We start from the raw sequence: 12,453 nt of genomic DNA on the forward strand, positions 1-12,453 counted from the left end.
ATTTGCGACACTCCTGCCGAATTACTGGCTAGCCGAGACACCGCAGCCGCTAGGCGAGGAGGCTTGGCAGGCAGTCGGCGGAAAGGGAGCGGATTTCTGAAATCAACTGGTACCTTTTTCAATAAAAAACTGTAGGCAAACCCGATTTTCATCGAGTTTCCCTACAGTCTGAAACCGCTATAAAGCGGTTTAATGTCCGCCTAGATAGGCATTCTTGATTTCTTCGCTTGCGGTCAGTTCCTCTGATTTGCCTGATAGAACAATTCGGCCGGTTTCGACAACATAGGCTCTGTCCGCGATGGATAGTGCTAAGTTGGCATTTTGTTCGACCAGCAGAATCGTTGTACCTGTTTTGTTGATTTCTTCAATGATATGAAAGATTTGCTTCACCAATAATGGCGCAAGTCCCATGGAAGGCTCGTCCAATAACAGAAGCCGGGGTTTGGCCATAAGTGCCCTGCCCATTGCGAGCATTTGCTGTTCCCCGCCGGAAAGGGTTCCGGATTGCTGTTTCAGGCGCTCTAGCAAACGCGGGAATAATTCATAGACTTTCTCCATATCCTGCTTAATGCCTGCCTTATCTTTGCGTAGATAAGCACCAAGCTGAAGGTTTTCTTCAACCGACATGTTAGCAAAGACCCGCCTGCCTTCAGGGACATGGGAGATGCCCATTTTCACGATCGATTGTGCTGCCTTTCCGCCGATGGATTGCCCTTCGTAGATGATCTTCCCTTGTTTTGGTTTTAATAGGCCGGAAATGCTTTTCAGCATCGTGCTTTTCCCGGCTCCGTTCGCCCCGATAAGGGTTACGATTTCGCCTTCGTTAATAGAAAGCGAGACTCCTTTCAAGGCTTGAATGTTTCCGTAATAGACGTTGATGTCCTCGATTTTTAACATTATGAAACCTCCTCGCCCAGATAGGCCTCGATGACTTTTGGATTGTTACGGATTTCCTCTGGCTTTCCTTGAGCGATCAGTTGTCCGTGATCGAGTACATATATGCGTTCGCAAACACCCATGACGAGCGGCATATCATGTTCTATCAATAATACGGTCAAATCAAATTTCTCACGGATGAGGGCAATCAGGTTCATGAGTTCGTGCGTTTCCTGAGGATTCATCCCCGCAGCCGGTTCATCCAGCAAAAGCAATTTCGGGTTGGCTGCAAGTGCACGGGCGATTTCCAAACGTCTTTGTTTACCATATGGCAGGTTCTTCGCCTTTTCATCCTTATATTGATCAAGGTTGAAAATCTTCAGGAACTCAATCGCTTTTTCATCCATTTCCTTTTCGCCTTTAAAATGGATCGGCATGCGGAAGATCGAACTTAAGATGCCATGCTTCGAAAGCGAATGATAGGCCACTTTTACATTATCGATCACGGATAGTTCACTGAATAAGCGAATGTTCTGGAATGTCCGGCTGATACCTTTTTGCGTGATTTTATATGGAGGCAGTTTTCTTAAGTTCTCACCTTCCAAAGAAATCGTGCCCTCCGTCGGGACGTAAACTCCTGTCAGCAAGTTAAAGAAAGTCGTTTTTCCAGCGCCGTTCGGCCCGATCAAGCCAATCAGTTCTCCTGGATATAACTCGACGTTAACATCAGAAACGGCTTTAAGCCCACCGAACTGGATGCCGACTGAATCGACTTTAAGCAGCGGTGTTTTTATTTTTTTCATGGCTGCCTCCTCCTTTACGTTTGAACATGGATGTTATTTCTTTTGTCCCCATTAAACCTTGTGGACGATAGAGCATCATCACGATAAGGACAAGGCTGTAGATGATCATGCGTGTTTCCGGATAATCCTGCAGGAAAGTCGTGACGACAGTCAGTAATATCGCGGCCAATACGGCACCGGAAAGACTTCCAAGACCGCCAAGTACGACTAGGATCAAAATATCAAATGATTTCAAGAATCCGAAGTTCGATGGCTGGATGATATAGAAGTTATGAGCGTAAAGCCCTCCGGCAATACCGGCAAAAAAAGCACCGATCGCAAACGCGACAACTTTATAATACGTCGTGTTGATTCCCATCGAATCGGCAGCCGTTTCGTCCTCGCGGATCGATATGCAGGCCCTGCCGTGGGTCGAGCTAGTAAAGTTTCGGATGACGATGATCGTAACGATGACGGAAGCGAATACCCACGGCCAAGTGGTCAAATGGGAAACCTGCATTCCGCTCGCCCCGCCGACATAATCGATATTCAAAAGCATGATCCGGACGATTTCACCAAAACCGAGGGTCGCAATCGCCAGGTAGTCACCTTTTAAGCGTAAGCTTGGAATTCCGATGATCAAGCCTGCCAGCGCTGACGCCAAACCGCCGACTATCAATGCCGCATAAAATGGCATTTCCAGCTTCATCGTCATAACGGCTGAAGCATAGGCACCGACTGCAAGGAATCCGGCATGTCCGATGGAGAACTGCCCGGTTATCCCGATGATCAAGTGCAGGCTCGCTGCCAGAATGATATTGATCCCGATGAACATGAGCGTATTTTGATAAAAAGGATTTAGCGATCCGCCGCCGATTAACACTTGAACTGCGGCGAAAAAGATCAATGATAGTGAAATCGAGAGCCAAAAACCTTTTGCTCGCTTAATTGTAGTCATTGCTTTGTCTCCCCTATACTTTTTCTTTTTTGTTTTTACCGAATAAGCCTTGTGGCATGAAAATCAAGATAAGAATCAGTACGACGAAGGCTACAGCATCACGCCATAATGAGTAACCGGCGGCACTGACCAAAGCTTCGATGACACCTAGCAATAGGCCACCGACCATCGCGCCCGGTATAATCCCGATCCCTCCAAGAACGGCGGCAACGAATGCCTTCAATCCCGGAAGCACACCCATGAGCGGCTCGATCTTGATATAGTAAATACCGAAAATGACGCCCGCTGCCCCAGCCAATGCGGAACCGATTGCAAAGGTGGCAGAAATCGTGTTATCGACATTTATTCCCATCAGTTTGGCTGCATCCGCGTCAAAGGAAACGGCACGCATCGCTTTTCCTATTTTTGATTTATGAACGATGATTTGAAGGATGATCATTAGCACTACGGCAACTCCAAAAATCAAAACCGATTGACTATTGATGGAAACTCCTAAAATATTGAACTTTTCTGTCGGCAATACATCATTCGGATAAGCTTCCGGCTGTGCACCGCGGACGTAAATGAATCCGTATTCGATCAATAGGGAAACACCGATGGCAGTGATAAGTGCCGCAATCCGTGTTGCGTTACGCAATGGCTTATACGCGATACGCTCGATCAAAACCCCAAACAGCGCACAGACCGTCATCGAGATTAATAGGGCGGGAATGAATGACAGATCCAGAACCGTTATCGAGTAAAACCCAACGAATGAGCCGACCATGAATACATCGCCATGTGCGAAGTTTATCAATTTAACAATCCCGTAAACCATCGTATATCCGAGAGCGATAAGGGCATAAATACTTCCTAGTGAAACCCCGTTTATTAACTGTTGTATCAATTCCATGTTCGACTCTCCTTGAAAATCTAATTTTATGAGTGATTAGTCCAGACTCTTTTCATTCCGTAATGGGGAAGTACAGCGACCTGGTATGCTTTGAAAATGAGAATTCGCCAGCACCTTCTTATTGACGAAGGGCCGGCGAAAGGATTGGAGTTGTTCTCCGAAATTAAGGATTGATTTTTGTGTTGAATACTTGTTTTCCCTCTTTAAATTCAAGGATGGTAGCAGATTTAATCGGATTATGTTTTTCATCCAATGTGAATGTACCCGTTACAAGCTCAAGGTCCGCCGTTTTTTCCAGCGCTTCTTTGATTTTTTGTGAATCCGCTGAACCAGCACGTTTAATCGCGTCTGCAAGGAAGTATCCTGTGTCATATCCTAGAGCGTTAAATGCATCCGGGGATTTATCTTTGTACTTCGCTTTAAATGCTGACACAAAATTCTGAATTTTCTCATCAGGGTCACCTGAAGAATAATGGTTTGTGATGAACGTGTTATTTAGAGCCTTTGCACCGGCAATTTCAACTAGCTTAGGAGAATCCCAGCCGTCGCCGCCCATGAATGGTACGTCAAGTCCAGTTTCGCGTGCCTGCTTCACGATCAAACCAGCTTCCTCATAGTAACCAGGAAGGAAAATGAAATCAGGTTTTGCCGATTTCAAACGAGTCAATGTGGAACGGAAATCAGTATCCTTCGCAATGTAAGCTTCCTCAGCAACGATCTTTCCGCCATTTTTTTCGAATTGTTCTTTAAAGGCTGCGGCTAACCCTTTTGAATAATCACTTGCGCTGTCAATATAGATGGCTGCACTTTTCGCTTTTATTTCTTTAGTGGCGAAATTTGCAGCTACCGTCCCTTGGAACGGATCGATGAAGCTTGTCCTGAAAATGTAATCGTTCAATTTATCCTTGCTGAAAGTGATTTCAGGGCTTGTACCAGATGGTGAGATGACCGGCACTTTATTATCTTGGGCAATCTGTACTTGTGCAATCGAGTTCGTGCTTGTCGCTGCACCGACGATCGCTGCAACCTGATCTTGTGATGTCAGCTTGATCGCTCCGCTTGTCGCTTCAGACGCTTCTGATTTATTATCGACTTTTATAAGTTTGATTTTTTTACCGTCAATGCCTTCTTTATTTATTTCTGCAGTCGCAAGCTCCAGGCCTTCTGCAATCGATTGTCCATATGAAGCAACACCGCCTGATAATTCAAGGTTGACACCGATCTTGATCGTATCTCCATCTCCGCCTGATTTTTCTGATGAACCAGAGCCGGAACAACCAGCCAGCACTCCTGCAGCAAGTGTCAAAGAAAGGAATGCACCTGCTAACTTTTTCTTTTTCATAAATAATCCCCCTTTTGTAATCAAGCTCTGATGCATGAATATTTATTCAAAATGCCTCAGAAAAAATTGATTAGATGAAATGTTTCAAATTAAATTAATATTTCGAAAAATAGTTTACCGCATAATTTTCATTCCGTCTATACAATAATTGTGAGAAGATTTCGCTAAATAGGATATTTTTCACAGGAAGTGCTATATCATTTTTATCTTTATATATTTTAAATATTGCGAAAATAAGCGGTATAATCAGAAAAAACTGATAATTTAATTATATTAATATTGTAAATTCCTTATTTACCGCTCAAAAAATTTTATTCATTTCCTTATTTTTTTCATCCTTTTAATTACATTTTTACCAAAATAGAAGTATATTGATAGGGAATTAAACCCAGTTTTTTCGTTGTTTTTTAGTCTTAATTCCTATATCAAAATTGAATAATACTATACTGAATGTATAAAATCATGCATGAATATCACCTGGTTTTATCTCCTTGTATATTATGCATATCTCGATCATCAATTAAAAAAACCGCCAAACGGCGGTTCATGACTGTAGACAAACTCGATAATAATTTATTTTTGTATAATTCGACCGTTGATTTCCACTGCAGGCACTCGCTCCAATCAACTTTGCTCTGAAATTTAGATACAACTCCTTTTGTATACAAACTCAAACAGCCAAACTGCGGTTCAATGGCCTCCTAAATAGGCCATTTTTATTTCTTCACTTGAAGTGAGTTCCTCGGCATTGCCCGACAGGACGATTCGGCCCGTTTCAACTACATAAGCCCGATCTGCAATCGATAATGCAAGGTTGGCGTTTTGCTCGACCAAAAGGATCGTTGTTCCGGTCTCACTGATTTCCTGGATGATGTTGAATATTTGCTTCACCAAAAGCGGTGCAAGGCCCATCGAAGGTTCATCGAGCAGTAATAACCGTGGTTTGGCCATTAAGGCCCGGCCCATTGCAAGCATCTGCTGTTCACCGCCTGAAAGCGTGCCGGCCTGCTGTTTGATTCTCTCCAGCAGCCTCGGAAATAGCTCATACACCTTTTCCATATCATTATTGATGCCATCTTTGTCTTTCCGCAAATAAGCCCCAAGCTCCAGGTTTTCGGCAACGGTCATGTTGGCAAAGACACGTCGCCCTTCAGGTACATGGGATATGCCCATTTTCACGATGGACTGTGCAGCTTTTCCTCCAATCGGCTCTCCTTCGAACAGAACCTTTCCTTGCTTTGGTTTTAACAAACCGGATATCGTTTTGAGCAACGTGCTTTTTCCCGCTCCGTTCGCCCCGATCAAAGTCACGATCTCGCCCTCGTTAATCTCCATGGAAACCCCTTTTAACGCTTGGATATTGCCATAATAAACATTGATGTCCTCTATTTTCAGCATCAGGAAACCTCCTCCCCTAGATATGCCTCGATAACTTTTGGATCGTTGCGGATTTGTTCCGGCTTTCCGTGAGCGATAAGCTGTCCATGATCAAGTACATAAATCCGTTCGCATACCCCCATGACAAGTGACATATCATGCTCGATGAGCAACACGGTAAGGTTGAATTCCTTCCGGATAAAAGCAATGAGGTTCATTAATTCTTTCGTTTCGTGCGGGTTCATCCCGGCTGCGGGTTCGTCCAGTAAAAGAAGTTTCGGATTGGCGGCAAGAGCACGCGCGATTTCCAGCCGCCTTTGCTGTCCGTATGGAAGATTCTTCGCTTTTTCATCCTTAAAATGGTCAAGTTTGAAAATCCTCAAGAATTCCAGCGCCTTTTCATCCATTTCCTTTTCCCCGGAAAAATGTCCCGGCAGCCGGAATATGGAGCTTGGAATTCCATGCTTGGCAAGCGAGTGGTAAGCAACCTTCACGTTATCGATCACGGATAACTCACTGAAGAGGCGAATGTTTTGAAAGGTCCTCGAGATCCCTTTTCGGGTAATTTTATAAGGCGGCTGCTTATTTAGATTTTCCCCGTTCAAGGCAATCGTTCCTTCTGTTGGGACATACACACCCGTCAATAAATTGAAGAAGGTCGTTTTCCCAGCACCATTCGGCCCGATCAGGCCTACAAGTTCCCCTGGAAATAATTCCACGTTCACATCTGACACAGCTTTCAACCCGCCAAAACGGATACCCACCGAATCTACTTTAAGCAACGGTATTGTGGCTTCCATCCTTTGGGCCCCCTTTCGTTTTTTTATGTGTGAACAATGCCGTGATTTCTCTTGTTCCCATTAAACCCTGCGGGCGAAAAATCATCATCAGGATCAGGACAAGGCTGTAGATGATCATCCTCGTTTCCGGATAATCCTGAAGGAATGTCGTCACGATCGTCAGTAAAATTGCGGCCAAAACCGAACCTGAAAGACTTCCAAGACCGCCAAGTACGACGAAAATCAGTATATCGAAGGATTTCAGGAAACCGAAATTCGATGGCTGGATAATATAGAAATTATGGGCATAAAGCGATCCGGCGATTCCGGCAAAAAAAGCTCCGATGACGAAAGCCGCCACTTTATAATAGGTCGTATTGATTCCCATCGCATCAGCGGCCGTTTCATCTTCCCTTACGGATATGCATGCCCGTCCGTGAGTCGAATTGGTGAAATTCCTGATGACTAAGACGGTGATCATCACACAGGCAAAAACCCATGGCCAAGTAGTCAGGTGAGATACCTGCATCCCGCTTGCCCCGCCTACATAATCAATATTCAAAAGGACGATCCGGACAATTTCCCCAAATCCAAGCGTAGCTATCGCCAGGTAATCCCCCTTCAGACGCAAGCTCGGCACCCCGATCACCATGCCCGCAACAGCTGCTATTACGCCCCCGGCCAATACAGCTATGATGAAAGGAAGTTCCAGCTTCATTGTCATGACTGCCGAAGCATAGGCCCCTACCGCTAAAAAGCCTGCATGACCAATCGAGAACTGTCCGGTGATTCCAATGATTAAATGCAGGCTCGTCGCCAGCATGATATTGATGCCGATGAACATGAGCGTGTTGATATAAAATGGGTTAAGCATACCGTTTGAAATGGTGAACTGCATGATTCCGAAAAAAATAAGTGCGAGCACGATCGAGAGCCAAAAACCCTTTGAATTCTTTAAAGTAGTCATCGCCATGTCTCCCCTATACTTTTTCTCTTTTATTTTTACCGAACAGACCCTGCGGCAAGAAAATCAAAATCAAGATAAGTACGACGAAAGCCACACCATCGCGCCATAATGAATAACCGGCAGCACTGACCAAAGCCTCGATCACTCCAAGCAGTAGACCGCCGACCATCGCGCCCGGAATGATGCCGATGCCGCCCAAGACTGCTGCAACAAATGCTTTAAGGCCAGGAAGGACACCCATCAACGGCTCGATTTTAATATAGTAGATTCCAAAAATGACACCAGCCGCCCCTGCAAGGGCCGAACCTATGGCGAACGTAGCTGAAATCGTATTATTCACATTGATTCCCATCAGCTTAGCCGCTTCGGAATCGAATGAAACGGCACGCATCGCTTTGCCGATTTTGGTTTTATGGACAACGAATTGTAGGATGATCATTAATATGATGGAAACAGATAAGATCAATATCGATTGACTGCTGATGGAAACTCCCAATATATCGAGTTTATCCATCGGAAGGACATTATTTGGATAGGCTTCCGGCTGGGCGCCCCGGATGTAAATCAGCCCGTTTTCTATCAGAAGGGAAACACCGATGGCCGTTATCAAGGCCGCAATCCGTGTTGCATTACGAAGGGGTTTATAAGCAATGCGTTCAATTAAAACGCCAAAGATGGCACATGAGACCATCGAAATCAATAAAGCTGGGATGAAGGATAAGTCCATTACGGTAATGGCGTAAAACCCTACAAATGAACCGACCATGAATACGTCTCCATGGGCGAAGTTTATGAGCTTGACGATTCCATATACCATCGTATAACCAAGCGCGATCAAAGCATAAATGCTTCCGAGTGAAATGCCATTTACCAATTGCTGAATCAGTTCCATATTGCACTCTCCCCGTTAAGGTGTTTTTTAAGTGAATATAGAATAGGGGGGACTTGCCCCCTATCCACGTAAGGTTTTATGGATTGATTTTTGTTTTGAATGTTTGTTTGCCATCCACATATTCCAAGATGGTCGCCGATTTGATCGGATCATGGTTTTCATCGAGGTTCAGCGTTCCGGAAACTAATTGAAGATCTTTGACATCTTCCAACGCTTGTCTGATTTTTTCGGGAGAAGCATCACCAGATCTCTTGATGGCATCAGCCAGGTAGTAGCCAGTGTCATAGCCAAGTGCGGCAAAGGCATCCGGTGTTTTATTGTATTCCTTTTTGAAGGCTGCAACGAAATCCTGGATTTTTGCATCTTCATCTTCCGGAGAATAGTGATTCGTGATATAAGTATTTTTCAAAGCCTCAGCTCCGGCAATTTCAACGACCTTCGGGGAATCCCAGCCGTCTCCGCCCATGAATGGAAGGTCTATGCCGTCTTCACGCGCCTGTTTTAAGATCAATCCGACTTCCTCATAATAACCAGGAAGGAAAACGAACTCCGGTTTTGCGGATTTGATACGTGTCAATGTAGAGCGGAAATCAGTATCTTTAGTTACATAAGCTTCTTCAGCCACGATTTTACCGCCCTTGGCAGTGAACGCTTCTTTAAAAGCTGCGGCCAATCCTTTGGAATAATCACTTGCGCTATCCACATAGATCGCAGCCGTCTTCGCCCCTATTTCGTCAGTTGCGAAATTGGCTGCCACCGTCCCTTGGAAAGGATCGATAAAGCAAGTCCTGAACACATAATCATTTAATTTTCCAGCTTTGTTGGTGATGTCGGGATTTGTTGCAGTTGGTGTGAGTAGAGGAACTTGATTATCTTGTGCGACCTGAACCTGTGCCAATGTATTAGTGCTTGTCGCAGATCCGACAACAGCCACAACCTTGTCCTGGCTGACCAGCTTGATCGAACCGCTTGTAGCTTCTGCTGCATCTGATTTATTATCAACCTTAACGATTTCCAGTTTTTTTCCGTCGATGCCCTCTTTATTAATCTCATCGATGGCCAGTTGCAAACCATCGGCAGCCGATTGGCCGAATGATGCCGTACCTCCGGACAATTCAAGGTTGGCCCCAATTTTGATTGTGTCACCCGAGTTTGATGAACCCCCGCCTGAACTGCTAGTTTTCGAGTCGCCGCCACTACAACCTGCCAGCGCCCCTGCAACCAATGAAAGTGATAGAAACACTCCTGCTAGCTTTTTCTTCTTCATTTGAAACCCCCTTGTTTTGTATGATCTTTTAAACAAATAGAATATCTGAATAAAAATAATATTCTGAAAACAAGTTTATCTCATTCTTTCGACCCCGTCTATATGATATGGATAAAAAAGTTATTAAAAGGGAATATCTACTATTCGACACAAAAAAACTGACCCTTTATAGAGTCAGTTAACTTATTTTCAATCGTTTACACGGCGAACTTCAATGTTTTTTAATATATCATTGATCACCCAGCTTGCTGCAATTAAGCCCGCTACGGATGGTACGAAAGCATTCGAAGATGGCGGCATTTGCGCCTTACGGATTTTTGCCTCATCATTGCCGACTTCTTTTCGGACATCCTCACGAATGACAATAGGGCTCTCATCGGAGAAGACAACCGGGATTCCCTTTGTTATGCCCTCTTTACGCAATCTAGTACGAATGACCTTTGCAAGCGGATCGGTATGCGTTTTGGAGATATCGGCAATTTGAAAACGCGTCGGGTCCATCTTATTAGCGGCACCCATGCTTGAAATCACCTTGATATTCCGTTTCAGGCATTCCTTCATCACATGCATCTTATAAATGACCGTATCCGATGCATCAATGACATAGTCCAGGCCATAACTGAAGAATTCCTCAAACGTTTCTTCTGTATAGAACATTTTAAGAGCGATCACTTCACAGTCGGGATTGATGTCTTGAATGCGATTTTTCATCAATTCCGCTTTCGGCTGACCGACTGTTGATAATAGAGCATGGATCTGCCTGTTTACATTTGTGATGTCGACATCGTCTTTATCCACAAGAATAATACGGCCTACCCCCGTACGTGCCAATGCCTCGGCTGAAAATGAACCAACGCCTCCTACACCCAGGACAGCAACCGTCGTGTTTTTCAGAATATCGATTCCTTCCTTGCCAATTGCCAATTCATTTCGTGAAAACTGATGCAGCATATATATTCAACTCCAATAAATTCTGTTCTTATTTAGCTTCCCAATTAACAATATATCATAAACATCATTTATGACAAGCGTAATATGAGCAGTCTAATCGGAATTGGTGCACTAGGTCATTTTTGATAATTTTTGAAGGACGGCAGCCAAAAGGAGAGTCCTTTCCGTCAGGCTCGGAATTTCCAAATACTCCTCTTCACTATGTGCATTTCCTCCAATGGGCCCGAGTCCATCCACTGTCGCGATTCCCAATTCAGAAGTGATGGAAGCATCCGAACCTCCACCCGTGGCCGTATCCGTGATTTCGATGCCGATTTCCTTCCCAGCCTGACGGATCGTCTCTAAAAGCAAGTTCGATTTCTCATTCTTTTCCATGGGAGACCGGTCCATTTTCCCGCTTAATGTCGTTTTCGTTCCGGGAATATAGGTTTCGGCACAGATTTTTTTCAGCTGCTTGAGAACGGTGCCTTCCTGCTTTTTTTCCGAAATCCGCACATCGACGAAGGCAGCCGCATGGGAAGCGATCATATTGACAGCGGAGCCTCCTTCAATTTTGCCGACATTAACGCTGATTCCTTTCTTTTGATCATTCAATCGGTGTAAGGCGATGATCTTATGGGCCAATTCTTCAATTGCACTTCGTCCCTTTTCCGGTTCGATCCCCGAATGGGCGGCCACTCCCATAATATCGACTTTAAACTGACCGCAGCCCCTTCTTGCCGTGACAAGCGAACCGTCCGTCCTTGCCGGTTCAAGAATTAACGCGAACTTCTTATTGGCCGCTTTTTCCGATATGAGTGGAGCGGACGACGGTGACCCGATCTCTTCATCACTATTAAGAATGATTTGGATATGCTTATAGCCTGTCTGCCCTGTCTGTTTCAAGCAATGGATCGCATAAAACAGCTCAACCAAACTAGACTTCATATCCGCCACACCAGGACCGTATGCCCGATTTCCTTTCACCTTAAAAGGACGTTTTTGCGCTGTCCCCTCCGGAAACACCGTATCCATATGGGCAACGATCAAAATATGCGGTTGATTCGCCTCACGATGCTGGATGACCAGCTGATTGCCATAATTCTGTTGCTCAACGGTATCCACAATAAAATCCAGACTTTCAAATTTCGTTTTTAAAATCGAACCAATTTCATCAATACCCTTTTTCGTATGAGAACCACTATCTATATTCACTAGCCGCTCCACTAATTGAAGCATTTCCTTCCTCTTTGCATACAATAAATCTTTCAAAGCCCTCACTACTTTCTATCCTTGGCTGAATATTGCTCAACCTTACTATAATTTACGAATCTATATTGCCGAATGTTACTTAAATGGGAAGATTTGAAGTTTATTCGAGGGTTTTTGGG

At 44.6% G+C, this 12,453-nt stretch carries 12 protein-coding genes; all 12 read right to left on the reverse strand.

Going from position 1 to position 12,453, the window contains the following annotated elements; all coding sequences use genetic code 11:
* Positions 1 to 189: 189 nt before the first annotated feature.
* The 12 genes from ACIQZD_RS02910 to ACIQZD_RS02965 all read right to left on the reverse strand — a co-directional run bounded on the left by ACIQZD_RS02910 (position 190) and on the right by ACIQZD_RS02965 (position 12,301).
* A complete protein-coding gene (locus ACIQZD_RS02910; protein WP_353872283.1) occupies positions 190 to 897 on the reverse strand; it encodes an ABC transporter ATP-binding protein in 708 nt (235 codons plus the stop codon).
* Positions 897 to 1,679, reverse strand: a complete 783-nt coding sequence (locus ACIQZD_RS02915) for an ABC transporter ATP-binding protein (protein ID WP_034308746.1) — start codon at positions 1,677 to 1,679, stop codon at positions 897 to 899. Before ACIQZD_RS02915 ends, ACIQZD_RS02910 begins: the two co-directional genes overlap by 1 nt.
* Positions 1,651 to 2,616 (reverse strand): branched-chain amino acid ABC transporter permease, encoded by a 966-nt coding sequence (locus ACIQZD_RS02920; protein WP_402897983.1) that lies wholly within the window; start codon positions 2,614 to 2,616, stop codon positions 1,651 to 1,653. Before ACIQZD_RS02920 ends, ACIQZD_RS02915 begins: the two co-directional genes overlap by 29 nt.
* 13 nt (positions 2,617 to 2,629) lie before the next feature.
* Positions 2,630 to 3,508, reverse strand: a complete 879-nt coding sequence (locus ACIQZD_RS02925; RefSeq protein WP_402897986.1) for a branched-chain amino acid ABC transporter permease — start codon at positions 3,506 to 3,508, stop codon at positions 2,630 to 2,632.
* Between the two features lie 163 nt (positions 3,509 to 3,671).
* Entirely contained in the window at positions 3,672 to 4,850 is a 1,179-nt protein-coding gene (locus ACIQZD_RS02930) for an ABC transporter substrate-binding protein (protein WP_402897989.1), read from the reverse strand.
* Positions 4,851 to 5,540: 690 nt separating this feature from the next.
* Positions 5,541 to 6,248 carry an ABC transporter ATP-binding protein gene (locus tag ACIQZD_RS02935; RefSeq protein WP_137020395.1) on the reverse strand — a complete coding sequence of 236 codons (708 nt, stop codon included), beginning with the start codon at positions 6,246 to 6,248 and terminating at the stop codon, positions 5,541 to 5,543.
* Complete coding sequence (locus ACIQZD_RS02940; protein ID WP_137020396.1) at positions 6,248 to 7,027, reverse strand: ABC transporter ATP-binding protein; 780 nt, start codon at positions 7,025 to 7,027, stop codon at positions 6,248 to 6,250. Before ACIQZD_RS02940 ends, ACIQZD_RS02935 begins: the two co-directional genes overlap by 1 nt.
* Entirely contained in the window at positions 7,002 to 7,973 is a 972-nt protein-coding gene (locus ACIQZD_RS02945) for a branched-chain amino acid ABC transporter permease (RefSeq protein ID WP_402897993.1), read from the reverse strand. The genes ACIQZD_RS02940 and ACIQZD_RS02945 overlap by 26 nt, the downstream gene beginning before the upstream one ends.
* A gap of 13 nt (positions 7,974 to 7,986) precedes the next feature.
* Complete coding sequence (locus ACIQZD_RS02950; RefSeq protein ID WP_101222754.1) at positions 7,987 to 8,865, reverse strand: branched-chain amino acid ABC transporter permease; 879 nt, start codon at positions 8,863 to 8,865, stop codon at positions 7,987 to 7,989.
* A gap of 76 nt (positions 8,866 to 8,941) precedes the next feature.
* Positions 8,942 to 10,132: an ABC transporter substrate-binding protein gene (locus ACIQZD_RS02955; protein ID WP_137020398.1), complete on the reverse strand. Its 1,191-nt coding sequence runs from the start codon at positions 10,130 to 10,132 to the stop codon at positions 8,942 to 8,944.
* A 189-nt stretch (positions 10,133 to 10,321) separates the two neighbouring features.
* The gene (locus ACIQZD_RS02960) at positions 10,322 to 11,083 is read right to left on the reverse strand and encodes a tRNA threonylcarbamoyladenosine dehydratase (RefSeq protein ID WP_241593321.1); all 762 of its coding nucleotides are present in this window, start codon (positions 11,081 to 11,083) and stop codon (positions 10,322 to 10,324) included.
* 111 nt (positions 11,084 to 11,194) lie between these two features.
* Positions 11,195 to 12,301, reverse strand: coding sequence for a M20 family metallopeptidase (locus ACIQZD_RS02965; protein ID WP_402897998.1), 1,107 nt, complete (start codon positions 12,299 to 12,301; stop codon positions 11,195 to 11,197).
* Positions 12,302 to 12,453: the final 152 nt, after the last annotated feature.

Origin of the sequence: Peribacillus sp. NPDC096447, from assembly GCF_044762725.1 — a bacterium.
GTDB lineage: Bacteria > Bacillota > Bacilli > Bacillales > DSM-1321 > Peribacillus.